Annotated in this window: 21 protein-coding genes; 10 read left to right on the top strand and 11 right to left on the bottom strand. The window is 42.3% G+C overall.

Annotated elements, in window-relative coordinates; translation table 11 throughout:
• Positions 1-19: 19 nt before the first annotated feature.
• Genes C5695_RS16450 through C5695_RS16435 form a run of 4 tightly spaced genes read right to left on the bottom strand, consistent with a single transcriptional unit; the run spans position 20 to position 4,046 of the window.
• Positions 20-388, bottom strand: a complete 369-nt coding sequence (locus C5695_RS16450; RefSeq protein ID WP_117731621.1) for a hypothetical protein — start codon at positions 386-388, stop codon at positions 20-22.
• Between the two features lie 37 nt (positions 389-425).
• Positions 426-1,544 (bottom strand): Ger(x)C family spore germination protein, encoded by a 1,119-nt coding sequence (locus C5695_RS16445; protein ID WP_117731619.1) that lies wholly within the window; start codon positions 1,542-1,544, stop codon positions 426-428.
• Complete coding sequence (locus C5695_RS16440; RefSeq protein ID WP_117731617.1) at positions 1,541-2,635, bottom strand: GerAB/ArcD/ProY family transporter; 1,095 nt, start codon at positions 2,633-2,635, stop codon at positions 1,541-1,543. The genes C5695_RS16445 and C5695_RS16440 overlap by 4 nt, the downstream gene beginning before the upstream one ends.
• On the bottom strand, positions 2,622-4,046 hold the full coding sequence (locus C5695_RS16435; protein WP_117731615.1) for a spore germination protein: 1,425 nt from the start codon (positions 4,044-4,046) through the stop codon (positions 2,622-2,624). Before C5695_RS16435 ends, C5695_RS16440 begins: the two co-directional genes overlap by 14 nt.
• A gap of 113 nt (positions 4,047-4,159) precedes the next feature.
• Here C5695_RS16435 and C5695_RS16430 point away from each other — a divergent pair, with 113 nt between their 5' ends.
• The gene (locus C5695_RS16430) at positions 4,160-4,327 is read left to right on the top strand and encodes a YvzF family protein (protein WP_003213147.1); all 168 of its coding nucleotides are present in this window, start codon (positions 4,160-4,162) and stop codon (positions 4,325-4,327) included.
• A gap of 89 nt (positions 4,328-4,416) precedes the next feature.
• Complete coding sequence (fumC, locus tag C5695_RS16425; RefSeq protein WP_117731613.1) at positions 4,417-5,811, top strand: class II fumarate hydratase; 1,395 nt, start codon at positions 4,417-4,419, stop codon at positions 5,809-5,811.
• Positions 5,812-5,889: 78 nt separating this feature from the next.
• Here fumC and C5695_RS16420 read toward each other — a convergent pair whose 3' ends face one another.
• The gene (locus C5695_RS16420) at positions 5,890-6,768 is read right to left on the bottom strand and encodes a TetR/AcrR family transcriptional regulator (RefSeq protein WP_117731611.1); all 879 of its coding nucleotides are present in this window, start codon (positions 6,766-6,768) and stop codon (positions 5,890-5,892) included.
• 192 nt (positions 6,769-6,960) lie between these two features.
• Between C5695_RS16420 and spxO the strand changes: the two genes are divergently transcribed.
• Positions 6,961-7,125 carry an anti-adapter protein SpxO gene (gene spxO, locus C5695_RS20690; RefSeq protein ID WP_095285802.1) on the top strand — a complete coding sequence of 55 codons (165 nt, stop codon included), beginning with the start codon at positions 6,961-6,963 and terminating at the stop codon, positions 7,123-7,125.
• A gap of 20 nt (positions 7,126-7,145) precedes the next feature.
• Here the strand turns inward: spxO and C5695_RS16415 are convergent, their stop codons facing one another.
• Both C5695_RS16415 and C5695_RS16410 read right to left on the bottom strand, forming a co-directional pair.
• Positions 7,146-8,477 carry a sensor histidine kinase gene (locus C5695_RS16415; RefSeq protein WP_117731610.1) on the bottom strand — a complete coding sequence of 444 codons (1,332 nt, stop codon included), beginning with the start codon at positions 8,475-8,477 and terminating at the stop codon, positions 7,146-7,148.
• On the bottom strand, positions 8,474-9,151 hold the full coding sequence (locus C5695_RS16410; RefSeq protein WP_117731609.1) for a response regulator transcription factor: 678 nt from the start codon (positions 9,149-9,151) through the stop codon (positions 8,474-8,476). The genes C5695_RS16415 and C5695_RS16410 overlap by 4 nt, the downstream gene beginning before the upstream one ends.
• Before the next feature lie 336 nt (positions 9,152-9,487).
• Between C5695_RS16410 and C5695_RS16405 the strand changes: the two genes are divergently transcribed.
• A complete protein-coding gene (locus tag C5695_RS16405; RefSeq protein WP_117731608.1) occupies positions 9,488-10,858 on the top strand; it encodes a S1C family serine protease in 1,371 nt (456 codons plus the stop codon).
• Between the two features lie 44 nt (positions 10,859-10,902).
• Here the strand turns inward: C5695_RS16405 and C5695_RS16400 are convergent, their stop codons facing one another.
• The gene (locus tag C5695_RS16400; RefSeq protein ID WP_117733168.1) at positions 10,903-11,745 is read right to left on the bottom strand and encodes an oxidoreductase; all 843 of its coding nucleotides are present in this window, start codon (positions 11,743-11,745) and stop codon (positions 10,903-10,905) included.
• Positions 11,746-11,859: 114 nt separating this feature from the next.
• Between C5695_RS16400 and C5695_RS16395 the strand changes: the two genes are divergently transcribed.
• The 3 genes from C5695_RS16395 (at position 11,860) to C5695_RS16385 (ending at position 13,607) form a co-directional block, all read left to right on the top strand.
• A complete protein-coding gene (locus C5695_RS16395; RefSeq protein WP_187441287.1) occupies positions 11,860-12,306 on the top strand; it encodes a YusW family protein in 447 nt (148 codons plus the stop codon).
• A gap of 147 nt (positions 12,307-12,453) precedes the next feature.
• A complete protein-coding gene (locus C5695_RS16390; protein ID WP_117731606.1) occupies positions 12,454-13,284 on the top strand; it encodes an ABC transporter ATP-binding protein in 831 nt (276 codons plus the stop codon).
• Positions 13,285-13,355: 71 nt separating this feature from the next.
• A complete protein-coding gene (locus C5695_RS16385) occupies positions 13,356-13,607 on the top strand; it encodes a YusU family protein (protein ID WP_117731605.1) in 252 nt (83 codons plus the stop codon).
• Positions 13,608-13,639: 32 nt separating this feature from the next.
• Here the strand turns inward: C5695_RS16385 and C5695_RS16380 are convergent, their stop codons facing one another.
• From C5695_RS16380 to C5695_RS16370, 3 genes are read right to left on the bottom strand one after another with little or no spacing between them, the layout of a single operon-like run.
• On the bottom strand, positions 13,640-13,987 hold the full coding sequence (locus C5695_RS16380) for a spore coat protein (RefSeq protein ID WP_117731604.1): 348 nt from the start codon (positions 13,985-13,987) through the stop codon (positions 13,640-13,642).
• An 11-nt stretch (positions 13,988-13,998) separates the two neighbouring features.
• Complete coding sequence (locus C5695_RS16375) at positions 13,999-14,250, bottom strand: hypothetical protein (RefSeq protein ID WP_223249598.1); 252 nt, start codon at positions 14,248-14,250, stop codon at positions 13,999-14,001.
• Between the two features lie 26 nt (positions 14,251-14,276).
• Entirely contained in the window at positions 14,277-14,414 is a 138-nt protein-coding gene (locus tag C5695_RS16370; protein WP_003212904.1) for a YuzL family protein, read from the bottom strand.
• Between the two features lie 198 nt (positions 14,415-14,612).
• Between C5695_RS16370 and C5695_RS16365 the strand changes: the two genes are divergently transcribed.
• From C5695_RS16365 to C5695_RS16355, 3 genes are read left to right on the top strand one after another with little or no spacing between them, the layout of a single operon-like run.
• Positions 14,613-17,000: a 3-hydroxyacyl-CoA dehydrogenase/enoyl-CoA hydratase family protein gene (locus tag C5695_RS16365; RefSeq protein WP_117731603.1), complete on the top strand. Its 2,388-nt coding sequence runs from the start codon at positions 14,613-14,615 to the stop codon at positions 16,998-17,000.
• A gap of 12 nt (positions 17,001-17,012) precedes the next feature.
• Positions 17,013-18,188, top strand: a complete 1,176-nt coding sequence (locus tag C5695_RS16360) for an acetyl-CoA C-acetyltransferase (protein WP_117731602.1) — start codon at positions 17,013-17,015, stop codon at positions 18,186-18,188.
• 14 nt (positions 18,189-18,202) lie between these two features.
• Positions 18,203-19,984: an acyl-CoA dehydrogenase family protein gene (locus C5695_RS16355; protein ID WP_117731601.1), complete on the top strand. Its 1,782-nt coding sequence runs from the start codon at positions 18,203-18,205 to the stop codon at positions 19,982-19,984.
• Positions 19,985-20,089: the final 105 nt, after the last annotated feature.

Below are 20,089 nucleotides of genomic sequence, written 5' to 3'. Positions count from 1 at the left end.
TGCTAGAACATGCGTGAAATTAGTCCTTCTGTCCTGTGATCGGACGTTCGGATAGTTGATGGAGCTCAGGAACTGGAAAAGCCTCCTGCTCCTCGGCCGATTTATCTTCCAGGGCTTTCTTCATCTCGGATAATAGCTTTACGCTCTCCTTTGCCACTGCTGCTTTTTTCTCCTGCAAACCAATGATCTGTGAAAGTCCAATGAATAAACCGCCTCCAATCAGAAGGAGTGCAGGGGTTTGTCCATAATAGATCACGATCAAAAATGTGCTCGAAAAGCTGTCGGCTTCAATGAAGAAATCTTCTTTTGATTGCATGAATACAACGACTAACAGGAGTATTCCTAGAATCAAAAATAGAATGCCGGCCGAAAGTAAAGCTCGTTTCATGATTGACACCCTTTTTTTCTTACCATTTTAACATACTCTATAAGGATTGTGTTGCGCCCTTAGTCCCGAAGTCACGGATTTTCACATTTGCTTTGTATCGAATATCTGATTCACTGAAAATCTCATCCCAATGTTTTGCTTCTTTTCGAAAGTCCTTCGGGTACGCAATATTCGCCTTTTGATAAAACCCGCAAATATCTGCTTTGAACTCATGCTGTAATTCACCGATGAAATTTTTTACGTTTTTCTCTAATCGACGCTTTACAACGCCTTCGATTTCTTGGAGGTACTTTTCATCAAAAGAGTTCTCACGTTCATTCCAATCCTCAGACAATCGTCCATCAAGCTCCACTGACACATCAAATTGATATTTTCCGCTGGCGGATTTGTGAGTTTCGACATGGTGCTTGAGTTTGAAAATCTCAAAAGAGTAGATGCTGTGTTGATATTCAAATTCAATGATTCCACCCATCCCGTCTCCAGTTAACAGATTGTATGACTGTACTGCTAACGGAGAAATATTGGTGAGAAATCGCTTATTCTTAATAATAGAGGCACCATCGAGCATTAATTTACCTTGATCGACGCTGACTTTCGGAATAGCGAAAGATACATTGTTTTGCATGGCAGAAGAAATATCTCCTAATGAGACAGCCTTGAGCATGCGAATGGTCGATTTTCTATTCTCAGAAAGATCGTATAAGGTCGTAGAGGCTGGCTGGCCGTCGTCATTGATTTTCAGCATGTCCCCAGGCTTCTCTGTCATAAAGACGAGGCCTCCTCTCCTCGTTTCATTGTCTCGAATGAATTGATTAATGACGAGGTCGAAATTATTCTCATTGATGAGTTCCTCAGAAAACAAAAACACCCGCAGCTGCTGTGCGAAAATGCGATGGCTTTTCAGCGCCGTTGTGCGGAATATTTGATGCACCGAATCCCCATTTGTTTCAATGATTTTCGTAGGATCTTTGATGCTTGCTTCCTGAGAGATCTTTTGAGGCACGAGGACTTGCATAGACACCTTTAATTTATGCCCTTGGTCCCCTTTATCTACTGCAAATCCGATCGCCATGTTTAGCTCCTCAATATTTGTGCTATCCCAGCAGCCACTTAATAGAACCAGCGTCAAAAGAGCAAGAGCGGCTTTCTTTTTCATGTTGTTTTCCGCCTCCTTTTGAAAAACACGATGATAAATAAGAGAAACGGGAGAATGCCGAACAGCAGGAAAAAGAGGTTGTTCACATAGGTTAAATAATCTCTCACTGTATCGACATCCTTTGGAAAAATCGCTGCAAAGTAAATGGCAATCCCCATTAAAACGAGAACCACTTTTTTAGGAAACTTGGTCAGTTTAGACACCCCGATTGCAGCGAAAAATGTATATCCGACAAAGCTTGTATAAAGTTGAATGAGCCAAACAATAAGCAAAAAGGAGTCAATTCGTTCAATAAAAATCCCCTGAATATCAAAAGATTGAAATAAGGCAATGGTCGGCCAAGTCAAAGTCGCCGTTTCTTTGACAGTCAGCGCACCAATCACAAGAATATAAGTGAAAATATAAATAATCGCTGGAATTAAAAAGCCGACTGTCCCATAAGCAAAGGTATGTTTTTGTGTGTTCAAATAAGCAGGCATAAACAGCATCATTTCAATGCCGACAAACGAAATGGCGGATGCATTAAAGGAATTGAAGACAGGGGAGAATCCCTCTCCTAATACGGGACGGAGGTTATCTAACTTAAATTCTTGAAGACTAAGTCCGTAAGCGACAAATAAGATGATGAGCGTCATAATCAGTATAAAAGGGAAAAGCCGCGCTAAATCACCAATTCCTCCAATCACCAGATAAAACCCAACCACAATAAAGCTGATCATTGTCACAGCTACTGGCGTGTTTTGAAGCAGAAAGAATTTGACCATTTCCGACATCGCGCGTACTTCATAGCTGGCGACGCCAAGAAAATAAATAATAATCAAGAGATTGGCAAGAGCGCCAAGCCATTTCCCAAGCCCTTCGTTCGTATAATCATAATAAGAGGAGAAGGGGACTTTTTTCATCATGAGGACATTTGCAAAAATAAACACTATGTAAATGACACTCATAAGTAAGAGTGCAATCCAGCCGTCAGGTGTAGTCGCAGCCTGAGCCATCGATCTTGGCAGAATCATCATACTTGCGCCTAGTGTTGTATTGGTAATAATGGCGCTTGCCTGATAGCTTGATATTGACTCTTTATGATTGACCATGTCGTTCTCCTTTCTTTTGATTTTTTAAAGGCAATCGAATGATGGAATTGTCTTCGTTTTTATAGCTGAATACAAAATCTGGTGAGAAATACGGTGTGCCAAAACTTTTTTGCCGCGTGAGATGAGTAAGGAGTATGAGCATAAACAGCACAATCCCATATAAACCAAAGGTAGCCGCAGTAAACATGGATACAAAGCGGAGCACACGAAAGGACATGCCCATTCCATATTGAGGAACGGTAAAGGAAGCAAGTGCAATGACACTGACAATAATCACCATGATCGAGCTGACAATATGGGCTTGAACGGCAGCTTGTCCAATGACAACCCCACCAACAAGTCCGATTGTCTGACCGAGCGGATTTGGCAGTCTTAAGCCCGCTTCCCGCAGCAGCTCAATCGTCATCTCCATGATGAGAGCCTCGACAATTGGCGGAAAGGGGACATTTTCCCTTGTGCTTGAGATCGAAATAGCTAGAGTGGTTGGCAAAAGACCTTGATGGAACGACACAAGCGCAATATAAATGGCAGATAAAAATAATGTCAGAAAGATTGAAGTAAACCGTAGTAAACGAATAAGAGAGGCGGCAATCCATCTTTCATAATAATCATCCGGTGATTGCATAATCGCCGCAAGGGAAGCAGGTACAATGAGCACAAAAGGGGAATGATCGACAAAGATGGCGACCCGGCCATTATTTAAAGCAGACGCTACTTTATCCGGGCGCTCTGTGTTTTGAATTTGTGGAAAAGGAGAATACACATTGTCTTCAATGAGCTCCTCAAGAACACCAGAGTCTTGTATATCATCAACGGTGACTTGCTTGAGCCGTTTTTTAACTTCTTTTAACACAGGTACTTGAACGATACCGTCAATGTACATGATGGTCACCTGGGTGTATTTCTGTAGACCAATCTTCATATCGACGCTTTTGAGATCAGGATTTTTTAAGCGCTGTCTCACAAGAGCTAAATTCGTATTTAAATCTTCAATAAAGCCAATTTTGGGTCCTCTCACGACTGTTTCAGACGTAGCATCCCCTAAACTACGTTTCTTCGTTCCGTTTGTCTCTAATATATAAGCATGTTGAAATCCGTTAATCAGCACCACGCAATGACCTTGAAAAATCGCATCGACCAATTCCTCACAGGTTTTTACTGAACGGGTGGTCATCATGGATAAATTAGATTCCAACTTTTCTTTTGTAAGAGACGAATGATCTTGGAGAAGCAGCTTTAAAAAGGTTTGGAACTGCATTTCTTCGTTCATTTCTTTAATGTATAAATAGTAAACCACTTGTCCGTGAGGTAATGTTTTTTTCTCATGGACCAAATCATCCATTTCCTTTAATTGCGGGAGAATGATGGAAAGATTATCGTATAAGTGCTCTTTCAATGGAGTCTGACTCAAAAGGATCACCCGCCTCAACATCTTTTTCTTAGCATTACCTGCTTGAAAAAACAATATTCTGTGTTACATTATTTTGTGGTAAAAGAAAGAATGAGGGTTTTGGAGGAAACAAGATGGCGCAAATTCGTTTAGCAGGAACAAAAGAGGAGATTGACCGTATTCTACAGTCGTTTGACAAGCATTATGAAGTGACATATACATCAAAAGATTACGGAAAAACGAACCCAAAATACAAATATTCGAAAGATGTTCGCGTTTATATTGAACTAAAATTAAAATAAAGATAAAATTTTAATTGAAAACGCTTAAAGGATTTTCATTTTTTGTATAGAATAGAGTTGAGTGTATAGAAGCTATGGAGGGATACATAATGACGGAATTTAGAATCGAAAAAGATACAATGGGCGAAATCAAGGTGCCAAAGGATAAATTCTGGGGTGCACAAACACAACGAAGCAAAGAAAATTTCAAAATCGGTTCTGAGAAAATGCCAAAGGAAGTTGTGAATGCGTTTGCAATTTTGAAGCGTAGCACAGCGATTGCCAACGAACGTCTTGGCAACCTTGAAAGCGAAAAAGCAGAAGCAATTGCTGCTGTATGTGATGACATCATCAGCGGAAAGTATGACGAGCATTTCCCGCTTGTTGTATGGCAGACAGGCAGCGGGACACAAAGTAACATGAATATGAACGAAGTCGTTGCAAATAGAGCAACTGCTTACTTGAAAGATAAAAATAGTGAGTTCAGCATTCACCCGAATGATGACGTTAACCGCAGTCAAAGCTCAAATGACACATTCCCAACTGCTATGCACGTGGCAGCTGTTTTAGCTGTGTACAAAAAATTATTGCCTGCGATTGATCAATTAAGAGCGACTCTTGATGAGAAAGCAAAAGCATATCAAGAAATTGTGAAAATCGGTCGTACGCACTTGCAAGATGCAACACCACTGACAGTAGGTCAAGAAATTAGCGGCTGGGTGTACATGCTGGACCGTTCAAAAGAAATGATTCTAGAATCAACTGAAAAAATGAGAGAGCTTGCAATTGGCGGAACGGCTGTTGGTACAGGAATTAACGCACATCCTGACTTTGGTCAATACGTGTCGGAAGAAATCAGCCAATTAACAGGTCAAACATTCAATTCTTCACCAAACAAATTCCATGCGCTGACAAGCCATGATGAAATTACGTATGCACACGGTGCCCTAAAAGCGCTTGCGGCTGATCTCATGAAAATTGCCAACGATGTGAGATGGCTTGCGAGTGGTCCGCGCTGTGGAATTGGTGAATTGATCATTCCTGAAAATGAGCCAGGAAGCTCCATTATGCCAGGTAAAGTCAATCCAACTCAAAGCGAAGCTTTAACAATGATCGCAGCACAAATCATGGGGAATGACGCAACAATCGGTTTTGCCGCGAGCCAAGGAAACTTTGAGCTGAACGTATTTAAGCCGGTTATTATTTATAATTTCTTGCAATCAGTTGAATTACTTGCTGACGGCATGAATTCATTTCATGACAAATGTGCAGTTGGAATTGAACCAAACCTAGAAACAATCGAGAAAAACTTGAACGATTCATTGATGCTTGTGACGGCACTTAACCCTCACATCGGATATGAAAATGCAGCCAAAATTGCAAAGCTTGCTCACAAAGAAGGATTAACGTTAAAAGAAGCAGCACTTCAATTAGAGCTGTTAACAGAAGAGCAGTTTGAAGAATTTGTGAAACCAGAAGACATGGTGACACCAAAAGCAAAATAAGAAACCAGGGGCGGCTGCCCCTGGTTTTTTCATTGAAAGTATTGAACAAAATGAAACCCCAGGGGGCTTCCTTGGGTTTTACAAATGATCCTCTTTCAAAATACGCAAAAGTGATTCAGAGTTGGTTTTGAGCGGTGCGTATAATTTTAACTGATACAGCATGCCTTTCACGATGACTTGTCTAGGTTTTTGTTTGTTTAATTCATTTTCTAAAATGCCGAGTGCTTCAAATAAATCAGGCTCGTCTTTTACTTCATACTGTGCTTCGGCCTGTTCTCTTAAATCTTTTAAAAGAGATTCTGTCAGCGGATCGAATGACCGTTCATAAATAGGACCAAACCAATCGCTCGCTTGATCTACAGAGATAAGCGGCTGATCATGTCGCCCCATCATACCGTCCATCAAATCATCGATACGGTGAATCATTGTTGCGGCTAGCTCCTCAGCCTCCAGTTGAAAATCATATAAAATTGCAAGCTCGAAATAAACGTGGCTCATGCCCTCAATCGTCAAACAAAGATCGGCCATATAAGGGATTGCTGCATCTCCGTATACCTGCTTAATGTTGTCAATGTGAAGCTGGATGGTGGCGAGTCTGATTTGTTTTGCAAGCTGCTGCGTTTCTTCATTCAACGGCAGTGCTCGATCGCTCAGCTGCATTTTAATGAAATCCTTTTGCTGTAAAATATTATCGTAGTAGACAGTAAGCTGCTTACGGTAGGCTTCCTTTGGTGTGCCGCCCTCTGTTTGAACCTCGTGAATCCGGGTAAATACCTTATCGTAATAGTAATGCAAGATTGAAATGAGCAGTGCTTCCTTTGACTTGAAATAAAGATAAAAAGCACCCTTTGACATGTGGCATTCATCCGCAATTTCCTGAACAGACGTTGTATTGTAGCCTTTGCTGGCAAATAATTTCATGCCAGCCTCAATGATCATTTTTTCTTTCTTTTTCAATATGAATGTCATCCTTTCTTACCGAGAGACAAATGTCTTAGGAAACGTGCGCAAAGAGATGTGACTTATCGGTCATAAACGACGAAAGTTTTCAAAAATTAATCAGATTGTAACTTGTTTTTTACAGTGTAATTCTTTATATTATAAAGTAAGGTGACCAACTGGTCAAAATATGTGAAAGGATGATGTTCCATGAGAGAAATCGATGATATGATGAGACGCTTGCGAACAAAAGGGATTCAAGTAGAAAAAGTTAAAATGCCAAAAGAGACAACCATTGAAAAGAAATGGATGTATCAAGCTGGCAAGAAAATCAAAGCCACATACCGTGATTTCAATGGGTATTCATTCATCTAAAAAAGACTGCGGTCAAAAACCTACAGTCTCTTCTTTGGAACCGTGATCGTGTAACGTACACCTAGATCATCATTTTCAATGGATATAGACGCTTGATGCATGGAGAGAATTCTTTTGACAATGCTTAATCCAATACCGAATTCGCCCTTTTTTCCCTTACTAAAAGGTTCGTATAGGTTGGATAGCATATGTTCTTCAATTGGAGGACCGTCATTGCGAATGACAATGCGAATTTGATCCTCTTCCTGTTTCAAATGAATATCAATTTTCTTTTTTGCGTAGCGAAGTTGATTTTCTAGTACATTTTCAAATAATTTGCTCCATTGTTCTGGATCGCCTTCAAGAGCAGCCTCATCATCTAAGTCCACGTTCCACTGCAATTCATTTTTCGACCAGCGTATTCGGTCGACCACTTCCAGCATCGTATTACTGAGTAGGAAGGAAGAGTGTGTGTGGTGTTGATTTGATAAATAATCAAGCTTTGTTAAGTACAGCAAATCCTTGATTTTCTTCTCAAGCTTTTCCGCTTCACCTTCAATGACTTCCACCGTTTGTTCAAGATCTCCCTTAGGAAAAATACCATCTTTAATCGACTGCGTATAGCCGCGGATGACCATGACTGGTGTCTTTAAATCATGTGATATATTTTGCAAAAGAGTCCGTTCTGTTTCATCCTTTTGAATGAGCTTTTTTCTCATTTCTTCAATGGTATGACCAAGCTTTCCAATTTCATCTTGCCGGTCAACGATAACAGGATCGTCCCAGTCCTCTTGTGCAATCCGCTTGACGTGCTTTTCAAACGCAACGATTGGACGGGATAAGTAGCGGGCAAGCCAAATCGATGGAATCCAGCTTAATAAAATAACAGTGCCCAAGATAAAGATCAGCTGTTTAAACAGAGTAAAGGACAGGTCGTCTCGATAAGAGTCTGGTGCGTAAGAGAGAAGAATGTATTGTGTATTGCCTGTTGATACTTTTTTGATGACAAAAAAGATGTGCTGGCCATTCACCTCTTCAGAATAGCGTTTCGTTGCGCTTTTTTGTTTTTTCACAAAAGATTGGATTTTCTCAATAAAAGCATGCGGGAAAAACTGCGCCATTTGGTTTAATTCATCTGATGGAATCAGAATGTGCTGCACCGAGCGGTTTTCCGGTGTCGACTTTGGCGTGCCGTCTCGGTTCAACGGATATTCTGTGAGCACCTGTTGTTCATTTTCGATATTTTTATAAATTTCATTTGTGAAGAAGTTACGTAATGTATTGGAAAATAGGATGATCAGGACAATCGAGATTGTGAGCAAAATGCCAGAGATAACGACCCAAATTTGAAAAGCGAGCGGTTTGTTCTTCATCCCTTTAACATCCTATAGCCAAACCCATAAATGGTCTCGACCTTTAAGTCGGGCATTTTTTTGCGCAGCCGTCTGACAAGGTCATCGACCACACGATCTGTCCCGAAGTAATCATGTCCCCAAATTTTGATGAGGATATCTTCACGAGAAAAAGCATGTCCCTGATGATGGGTAAATAAGAGCAGCAAGTCAAATTCTTTAGAAGTTAAGTTGATGAGCTGATCGCTTTCATACACTTCTCTTACATCCTCATGAATGACATAGGAGGAAACGGATGTGACGCTTTGCTTCTGCGGAGTATCGCTGTTTTTATACACAAGCTCAAGCAGCTTTTGCACCCGAATGATCAGCTCACGCGGAAGAAATGGCTTTGCGATATAGTCACTGCTCCCCAGTTCTAAGCCGAGGACACGATCAATATCTGCATCGCGTGCTGAAATGAAAATGACCGGTACGTCAGGTGAGGCGGCTTTGATTTCTTTAATGAGTGTGTAGCCATCTGTATCAGGTAGCATGATATCTAAAATCCACAGATGCGGTGGCTTGGTCATTGCCTCGCGTGCCGCTTCTCCGGTTAAAAAAGAGGAGACATTCCAATTTTCACTTTCTAAATATTTGGTTAACAGTTCATTTAAGTTTTGTTCATCTTCAACTAAATAAATGGTGTACGACAAAGTCTTCCACATCCTCTCAACGTCATTATAACGGGAGATAAAGGCGGCGTGTCAACAATCACACGCTTTTTTCACAATTTCACATATTCTTCTCATCATTATCCCATAATGTTTGATTATGATAAGATCAAGGGAAAAAAGGGCATAGACAAAAGGCAGATGAATAGGTGCTTTTCACCAATGTGCGCACCTTGCTTTTTTTCTATGAATAAGTATTATATAATTTGACATATTGTCATGAAGTATTCTCAATGATGTTGCCATTAAGAGGACATGAGTCCGATCTACACATATGAATCAAGCAAGTCATGAACATGACGTAAAGGAGTGCAAGCGATGGATTTCCGAAGAGAAGATGAAGAGAAGAAGTTAAATCAACAAGAAGATATGCATCAAGAGAATGAGAAACAAATAGACGAACCAGAAAAAGAGAAAGAGCTCGTTTTTCAATCTCATGAAAACGAAACATCTGCCACTCAGGAGAGTGTGACAAATCATTCTCCTCAAATGGGGGATGACCGTGCGTCGAAAAAGGAGAAAAAACGGAAGGCGGCATGGCTCAGTCCGATCCTTGGAGGGATTATTGGCGGAGGCCTTGTGCTTGGCATTACACCGCTTTTGCCGCAGTCGCAGGACACAGCGGCAAACACACAAACGCAAACAGCGTCAAGTGAGCCGGCAACCTCTGATAACTTCTCGACAAAACAAATTACCAATGCCACGAATGTCGCTGATATGGTAGAAGATTTAGAGCCAACCATTGTTGGAGTCTCAAACTATCAATCTACACAAAATTCATTTGGCCTTAGCGGTGATTCAACAGAGGCTGAAGCTGGAACGGGTTCTGGCGTCATCTTTAAAAAAGATGGCAAAAAAGCGTACATTATTACAAATAATCACGTAGTCGAAGGTGCCAATAAACTAAAGGTGACACTTTTTGATGGGAAAACAAAAGAAGCGAAGCTTGTCGGCAGTGACGTGATGACAGATTTAGCTGTCGTTGAAATCAATGCAGACGGCATTGATAAAGTGGCGAGCTTTGGGGATTCTTCTAAGCTCCGTGCTGGAGACAAAGTCATCGCCATTGGGAACCCGCTCGGTGCACAGTTCTCTGGTACTGTGACAGAAGGGATTATTAGTGGTCTGGATCGTACGGTTGAAGCGAACACGTCATCTGGTACGGTGGAGATGAATGTACTGCAAACAGATGCAGCGATTAACCCAGGAAACAGCGGTGGACCGCTTATTAATACAGATGGTCAAGTCATTGGCATCAACAGCTTAAAAATTAGCGAAAGCGGTGTGGAATCACTCGGCTTTGCGATTCCAAGTAACGATGTCAAACCGATTGTAGATGAGCTGTTGAAAAATGGAAAAGTTGAACGTCCTTACCTTGGTGTACAAATGATTGACCTTGAGCAAGTGCCTGAAACGTATCAGGAAAATACGCTCGGCCTATTTGATAAACAAATTGGCAAAGGGATTTACGTAAAAGATGTATCAAAAGGATCACCTGCACAAAAAGCAGGCTTGAAATCTGGAGATGTCATCATCAAGTTTAAAGGGAAAAACGTGGCGAACAGCTCTCAGCTGAAAGAAATTCTTTATAAAGAAACAAAAGTTGGCGATAAAACGACAATGACTGTTATTCGTGAAGGAAAAAACAAAAATCTAGACATTACCCTTGGACAGTCTGATAACGAATAAATGAAAAAACAGGTGGCCGTTAACGGTTCACCTGTTTTTTGTGCTTATTTTTTTGAAGAGAGTGTACGTAATATGATCTTTTCCCACAAGCTCCAAGGCAAAAGCTGCTTTGCTGTGAATGAAAGTCGTACCCCTTTCCCAATCGGATACCTCAGTTTTTTCAGTCGTTTCTTTTCGGCTAATCGAACAACAAGTGCTGCGACGTCACGAGGGTCCCCGTAGTTGGCTTTTTGGGCATTGATATAGGTCATCATCTTTTGATAGATGTGTATGTATTTCGATCCTTCTCCTGGCTGCATCATGTGCTCGTTCATGGATGTGTTCCAAATATTTGTTTGGAAAGAACCTGGCTCGATCAAGGCTGCCTGTATCCCGAACGATGCCAGTTCAATACGCAAGCTCTCTGTATAACCCTCTAAAGCAAACTTTGACGACACATACGGAGAAAGTGCGGGCATCCCCATTAATCCGCTGATGCTGCTCATATTAAATATTTTTGCACCATTTGTCATAAACGGAAGAACGGCTTGTGTCATTTCCAAAACTCCAAAGACATTCACATCAAATTGCTGGCGGTACGTGTCAACAGGAACCTCTTCAGCAAAACCCGCATAGGCTGTTCCCGCATTGTTGACAAGCAGGGTAATGGGAGCGTAAGCCTCTAGCTTTTTCTGAAATGCTTGAATCGACTGCGTATCTGTCACATCTAATGCTTCAATATGTATTGTTTCGGATAAAGAAGCTTGCTTGATCTCCTCGGCAAGCTTGTTCACATTGGCTTTCTGTCTGACCCCTGCGATCACTGTATAGCCTTGCCTGGCGAGACCTATCGTGATGAGCTTGCCAAAGCCGCTATTGGCACCAGTTATAATGGCTGTCCTTTTCATCATCTCGTACCTCCTTTTTGTTTCAATTTACCATAGCCCACTCTTTTATTGAATAACGAAAAGAAGGATGGAGAAGAATAAAAAGCGATGATAAGAAATAGGAGGAAGTGCATGATGTGTTGGAAGAAGGCGGGACAAATAGGAGTGTCGCTTTTTATGCTGTCTGGGTGCCAATCGATTGAGCCGCTTCAACAAACAAATGAAGCAGAAGCAGAGAGTCTCTCAGCGGTTCAAATGAAGGAGCTCCCATTTGAGCATCTCCACCTGCATGTTCAATACGGGCAGAAAAGCGAATTATACGAAGCCACCTATCGTCAAGCGAAAGGCAAAGAAGAAGCACTTATTCGTGATCATATGAACGGTGTCCGCTATGAAGGTGAAGAAGCATTACGCGAGATGAAGATGAAGCTAAATGATATGTCTATTCCTAGTGCGAAGATTAATGAAGCGTATGTAAATGAGCTATTAGCTGCTTTTAATTTGGATGATGATTATCAGCGGATACAAGTCGATATGAAGCTTGAAGATGGAACGAAATGTACATTCCAAAAGAAGAAGTAAACGAGGCTTTCTCATTTTTTAATTGAAAATGATTTTCAAGATCACTTAAATCTGATACACTAAATGGAGTTAAGTGATCTTTTGCGTCTATATATAGACGATATTTCATATAAAAAATTTGCATGAGAAAAGGAGCGTTTGAGCGGAATGAGTGCCATTTCTACTGAAGATTTAAGCTTAGGCTACGGAGAAACAATGATCATAGATGAACTAAATGTATCAATCCCTAAGGGTGAAATCACAGTATTTATTGGCAGCAATGGATGCGGTAAATCCACGCTACTTCGCTCTTTGGCCCGTCTCATGAAGCCAATGGGTGGTTCTGTCCTGCTTGAAGGTCATTCCATTGCCAAATTACCAACAAAGGAAGTAGCGAAACAGCTCGCCATTCTTCCCCAAGGACCGGAAGCGCCAGAAGGATTGACGGTGCATCAATTAGTGAAGCAAGGCAGATATCCTTATCAAAATTGGCTGAAGCAGTGGTCGAAGCAAGACGAAGAAGCCGTGAATCGCGCACTGAAGTCAACAAAGATGGAAGACCTCGCTGATCGTACGGTCGATTCATTATCAGGTGGACAAAGACAGCGCGCATGGATTGCGATGACGTTAGCGCAGGAGACGGATATCATCCTGTTAGATGAACCGACTACGTATTTAGACATGACACATCAAATTGAAATTCTTGACCTTTTGTTTGACTTAAATGAAAAAGAGCAGCGCACGATTGTTATGGTTCTTCATGATTTAAATCTTGCATGTAGATATGCCCATCATCTTGTGGCCATTAAAGACAAGTCGATTTATGCAGAAGGAAGACCAGAAACGGTCATTAATTGTGATCTTGTGAAAAATGTCTTTGATATGAACTGCCAAGTGACAACAGATCCTTTATTCGGAACACCACTATGTATTCCGCATGGTAGAGGACGCTGTATTGTGCAGCAAGCGCAAGCGGAGACATTTCTTGCTGCAAGATAATCGTATGTCAAAAGCCTGACATCTGTTACACGCAGAGTCAGGCTTTTTTCTGAAAAAAGGAGCGGAAGACAATGGGAAATGAACTAGACGAAAAGCTGGAAGGCTTGCTTGAGAAATATACAGAGCTGCTGCTCGGTGAATCAACAGACGCACTGAAACAAGATGTGAAACAGTGGGTGATTTATTCTCATATTGCAAAAAGTATGCCGCCTCTCGCCAAGCACTTTAATGAAACGTATCCAGAGGCAAAGGAAGAAATAAAAGAAACCATTCAGCGGATTAAACAAATGAACGAAGCTCATCGAGCCAATAAAGACCGTTAAAAAACTGCCAGCTCCAGACCGGCAGTTTTTCTTTATGACATCTGTGATGGTCCGTATGGAGATTGGTCTGTCAGTGTTTGCTGGAATTTCTGGTGTGCCTGCTGGAGCTTTTGCTGCTCGGCAGCTTCAACAGAATACCAGCCATATCGGAACATGACATCATATAGATGTCTTTGTGTTTTCTGAGTTTCTAGCGCAATTCGCTGAATATCCTGATAAAGAGATTCATGACTGAATTCATTGAGCGCTGTGTTGTATCCGCTTGTCATATATTTTTCAGTCGACAAGAGATCTGTGATAAAATCACGATCATTCATGTTTGTTGTCGTAGGAACCGGAGTTTGTGGATTCCCGATTTTTTGTTGGTTTTGTTGTTCCATGTTTTTTCCTCCTATTGCATAAAGCCAGTAGACTGGCCTTGTCCTGAGCTGCCTAAATGCTGAAGAATTTGTGTGTAATGCTGATGGTGCATTTGGCCCACTTGGTTTAATTCTTGTTTCAATGTTTGGTCCTGGCAATGCTCGGCCATAAAATGAGCCTTTTTCATCGCGATCAAGTTCCAATTCAGCATATCCTCTAAGTACAAGGAATCCTTCACTGAAATGACTTGAGGGGGCATATTCATTTGCTGATTGTTCAAGATAAGTTCCTCCTTACGATTTTGTTTCCTTACTGATTCTTTTTATATTGCTGATTTTGACTGGTCTTTTTCCCACCTAGGTCAGCTTCTTGTGATGGACCTGCGTTTCCTTTCACACTTGCAGCACTTACGCCTGCTTTCGATGGATTTTTCTTCAAACGAGACATGTGGACATCACCTCCATTCTTACAATTCCCTCTCATCTTTAATTCATACGCCGCAAAGGAAGCACATGAGAATGTGTAAATTTTTCAAATCCGCTATTGAACTGTTTCGTAAAATCTTTTAAGATAAAGAAAGAGGCATTGCTTTTTTTTGGACAAAAAATGAATGACTGTTCATTCAAAATGTTTAGGGGGATATTTATGGGCAAACATATTCGCAAGGCGGCTGTCATTGGTTCAGGTGTCATGGGCTCAGGCATTGCTGCGCATCTAGCCAATATCGGGATACCAGTAACATTGCTAGATATTGTGCCAAACGAACTGACAAAGGAAGAAACGGCAAAAAAGCGAACGCTTGATCACCCTAGTGTTCGGAATAGATTAAGTCAAGAAGCGTTGAAAAAATTATTAAAGCAAAAGCCAGCACCTCTTACTTCAGCAAAAAACCTATCATACATCACACCGGGAAATCTCACAGATCACCTATCCTTATTACATGATGCTGACTGGATCATTGAAGTCGTCACTGAAAAGCTCAGCATCAAAAGGCACGTATTCTCTCTCATCGACGAACACCGCAAAAAAGGCAGTATCGTATCAAGCAATACATCCGGTATTTCGGTTGAAAAAATGGCAGAAGGCCGATCAGAGGATTTTAAACGCCACTTTTTAGGCACACATTTTTTTAACCCAGCTCGTTATTTAAAGCTTTTAGAAATCATTCCTATTCAACAAACAGATCCAGAAGTCATTCACTTTATGAAAACGTTTGGCGAGGATGTACTTGGTAAAGGCGTCGTTGAAGCGAAAGATACGCCGAACTTTATTGCCAATCGTATTGGTACTTATGGACTCCTTGTGACAGTGCGTGAAATGCTTGAAAACAAATACACCATTGGAGAAGTGGATTCGGTCACAGGACCCCTCATTGGAAGACCGAAAAGCGCGACCTTCCGTACACTTGATGTCGTAGGGCTTGACACGTTTTCCCATGTAGCCCGGAACGTATATGACCAAGTAGAAGGAAAGGAAAAAGATATATTCCAGCTGCCTGAATTTATTGAAAGAATGCTCGAAAAAGGGTGGATTGGCAGCAAGGCAGGGCAAGGGTTTTATCAAAAAAATGGGAAGGTCATTTTAGAGCTAGATCCTGTCACGCTCACGTATGGAGAACGAACGAAGCTGAAAGATCCAGGCATTGAGATGGTGAAGCAGCAAAAGGGAACGAAAGCGAAATTGAAAGCGCTTATTTATCAAGATGGTCGTGCAGGACAATTACTATGGAACATGACGGCACCTGTGCTCCTTTATTCGGCTCAATTAAAAGGCGAAATTGCGGATGATATTCAGTCCATCGATAACGCCATGAAATGGGGATTTGGCTGGCAGCACGGTCCATTCGAGCTGTGGGATGCAATTGGTGTAAAGAAAGCAGCCGAGCGTATGGAAGCAGAAGGTCACCTCATCCCGCAGTGGGTGAAAGATATGCTGTCAGAAGGACACGACACATTCTATCAAGAGAATGCTGATGGTGAGCGGTCATTTTATCAAAATGGGGCTTATGAACAGGAAAAAGGGAACGAAAAGAATATATCTTTATCGAAGTTGAAAAAGAAGCAGGGCGTGATTTTTAAAAATTCTGGTGCGAGCTTGATCGATATTGGGGATGATGTCGCCTTGCTCGAATTTCACTCTAAAAGCAATGCCATTGGACTAGATGTCATTGATATGATCAATCGTGCTGTTGATGAGGTGGAACAAAATTATAGAGGGCTTGTCATCGGAAACCAAGGGAAGAACTTTTGTGTTGGTGCCAACCTTGCTCTTATTTTAATGGAGGCTCAGGATGATAATTTCTTTGAAATTGACTTTGTGATCCGCCGCTTCCAGCAGGCGATGATGAAGGTGAAATATAGCGACCGTCCAGTCGTTGCTGCACCGTTTGGTATGACACTTGGAGGGGGAACAGAGGTTTGTCTGCCGGCAGCAGCTATTCAGGCGTCGAGTGAAACATACATGGGTCTTGTCGAAGCGGGAGTTGGACTGATTCCAGGCGGCGGTGGGAACAAAGAATTATATCTTCGGCATCTGCAAGGATCAGCTAAGCCGTCAGAGACCGCTATTCAAGATGCCACGCTGAAAACATTTGAAACGATTGCAATGGCTAAAGTATCCACTTCGGCTGAGGAAGCGCGAGATATGAATATGCTCGGCGTGAGTGATCGAATTAGCATGAACGGAGACCACCTAATCTATGATGCAAAACAACTGGTGCTCTCTCTTGATGAAGCGGGCTATCGTGCACCGCTCAAGCAAAAGGTGCCCGTCATGGGAGAAACAGGGTATGCGGCGATGATATTGGCTGCTGAAAATATGAGACTGTCTGGATACATTTCAGAGCATGACATGACCATTGTCAAAAAATTAGCCCATGTCATTTCCGGCGGAAAACTGCCATTTGGAACAGAGGTAGAGGAGCAATACTTATTAGAGCTTGAAAGAGAAGCCTTTTTAAGTCTTGTAGGAGAAGTGAAATCACAGGCACGTATGCAGCATATGCTCGTCAAAGGAAAACCTTTACGTAACTAAGGGGGAGTCAAAATGAGAGAAGCAGTCATTGTCGCTGGCGCGAGAACACCAGTAGGGAAGGCAAAAAAAGGATCGTTAAAGCATGTTCGGCCTGATGATATGGGCGCGTTGTGTGTAAAAGAAACATTAAAGCGTGCCGGTGATTATGATGGACAGATAGATGATTTGATCATCGGATGTGCAACACCAGAAGCAGAGCAGGGGTTAAATGTGGCTCGGAATATTGGAGCGTTAGCTGGGCTTCCGTATACAGTACCTGCCATCACCATTAACCGCTACTGCTCATCTGGTCTTCAGTCCATTGCTTATGCAGGTGAACGGATCATGCTCGGTCAGGCAGAAACGATTTTAGCCGGAGGAGTCGAATCGATGTCACAGGTGCCGATGATGGGTCATTCCATTCGTCCGAATGCTCATTTGGCAGAACGAGCGCCTGAATACTATATGAGCATGGGACACACGGCAGAGCAAGTGGCGCAAAAGTATCAGGTCACACGTCAAGATCAGGACGCCTTTGCGGTAAGAAGTCATCAAAAGGCAGCCAAAGCATTGCAGGAAGGGAAATTTTCAGATGAAATTGTATCCGTTGATGTAACAGAGCGGCGGGTAGGGGAGCAATATCAGTTAGAAGAACATCAATTCACGTTCTCGCAGGATGAAGGTGTGAGGGCAGGGACAACGGAGGAGATTCTTTCCACTTTGCGCCCGGCTTTCTCAACAAAAGGCACGGTAACCGCAGGAAACTCTTCTCAAACAAGTGACGGCGCTGCGTGTGTGATGATGATGGATCGTGAGAAAGCATCCTCACTTTCTCTTCAGCCGCTTGCTAAATTCCGGGCGTTTGCTGTTGGCGGCGTACCGCCTGAGGTGATGGGAATCGGACCGATTGAAGCCATTCCGCGTGCGCTGAAAATTGCTGGGCTTGAGCTGAAGGATATTGGGCTGTTTGAATTAAACGAAGCATTTGCCTCTCAGGCCATTCAAGTCATTCGTCATTTAGGAATCGATGAAGAGAAAGTGAATGTCAATGGCGGGGCAATCGCGCTAGGACATCCGCTCGGCTGTACAGGCACGAAGCTTACGCTGTCACTCATTCATGAAATGAAGCGGCGAAACGAGCAATTTGGCATTGTCACAATGTGTATCGGTGGGGGCATGGGAGCAGCAGGAATTTTTGAATTGATCTAAAGGGGGAAATCAGGATGAAAGCAATGGAAGATGTAAAAAAGGGTGGAAGTTTCTTAATTGATGAGACGAATTACGAGCATATCTTTACACCAGAGGATTTCTCTGATGAGCATCAAATGATTGGAAAGACAACAGAAGATTATATTTTACAAGACGTTGTTCCATATATCGATCAAATTGAAAATCATGAATTCGAGCATTCTGTCAGGCTTCTCAAAAAGGCTGGAGAGCTTGGACTGCTAGGGGCTGACGTGCCTGAAGAATTCGGCGGGCTCGGTTTAGATAAAATCAGTTCAGCCATTATTACCGAGAAATTCTCAAGAGCAGGGAGCTTCTCACTTTCCTATGGCGCCCATGTCGGCATTGGATCTCTGCCTATCGTGCTGTTCGGAAATCAAGCGCAAAAGGAAACGTACTTGCCTGGACTCGCTTCGGGAGAAACGATTGCGGCATACGCCCTCACTGAGCCAGGATCAGGCTCTGATGCCCTTGGAGCAAAGACAACTGCGGTCTTAAATGAAGCTGGAACCCATTATGTGCTCAACGGGGAAAAACAATGGATCACAAACTCCGCATTTGCCGATGTCTTCGTCGTATATGCGAAGATTGACGGTGAACACTTCTCTGCTTTTATCGTAGAAAAGGATTTTCCAGGTGTCAAAACTGGACCTGAAGAAAAAAAGATGGGCATTAAAGGTTCCTCGACGAGAACATTAATCCTTGAAGATGCTCAAGTCCCGAAAGAGAATTTGCTAGGTGAGGCTGGCAGAGGGCATGTCATTGCCTTTAACATTTTAAATATCGGACGCTATAAACTGGCTGTCGGAACAATTGGTGCATCAAAACGTGTCATTCAATTATCGGCAGAATATGCAAACCAGCGTAAGCAGTTCCAAACGCCAATTTCTCGATTTAGTTTAATTGGTGAAAAAGTAGCCAACATGTCGGCAAAGCTCTATGCGATGGAAAGTGCTGTTTACCGCACAGTCGGATTATTTGAACAGCGCATGGGTCTATTAAGTGAAGAAGAGCAAAAAGACGGCAAACAAATTGCCCAGTCCATTGCAGAATATGCGATTGAATGCTCTCTTTGCAAAGTGCTTGGCTCCGAAACATTAGATTATATTGCGGATGAAGGCGTGCAGATCCACGGAGGATATGGATTCATGCAGGAATATGAGGTCGAAAGAGCCTATCGTGACTCACGGATTAACCGCATTTTTGAAGGAACAAACGAAATCAACCGCTTACTTGTGCCAGGCACATTCCTGAAGAAAGCGATGAAAGGTGAGCTTCCGCTGCTTCAAAAAGCGCAAACCTTACAGGAAGAGCTCATGATGATGATGCCGGAAGAGCCAGGGAATCAGCCGCTCGATCAAGAGAAATATTTACTCGCCCATGCGAAAAAGATCGCCTTAATGGTATCTGGAATGGCGGCGATGAAGTATGGAAAAGCATTAGACAAAGAGCAAGAAATTCTTGTGAACATCGCAGATATCATCAATGAACTGTTTGCTGCTGAATCGGCGATCCTGCGTACTGAAAAGGCAATTGCTGCAACAGGAGAAGAAAAGAACGCTCAAAAGCTGACCTATACACAAATTTTCACGCAGGAAGCCTTCTTAAAAATTGAAGCCCATGCAAAAGAATCCTTGATCGCGATGGAAGAAGGAGACTCACTCCGCATGAGCCTCTCAGCTCTTCGCAAGCTGACAAGATTCACCCCAGTCAATGTCATCGCCAAAAAGCGCGAAGTGGCGAAACGAATCTTTGAAGCAGAGAAATATACCGTATAAGGACGGCTTAAAAGGTGCGGATATCACTCCGCACCTTTTTATAAGCATACATTTAGGTTTTTAAAATATTTTGTGATAAAATGTTCTCACAATTTGCAGGAGGTG

It is taken from the genome of Bacillus pumilus (assembly GCF_003431975.1).
Taxonomy (GTDB): Bacteria; Bacillota; Bacilli; order Bacillales; family Bacillaceae; genus Bacillus; species Bacillus pumilus_N.
This window is presented reverse-complemented; position numbering and strand designations above follow the sequence as displayed.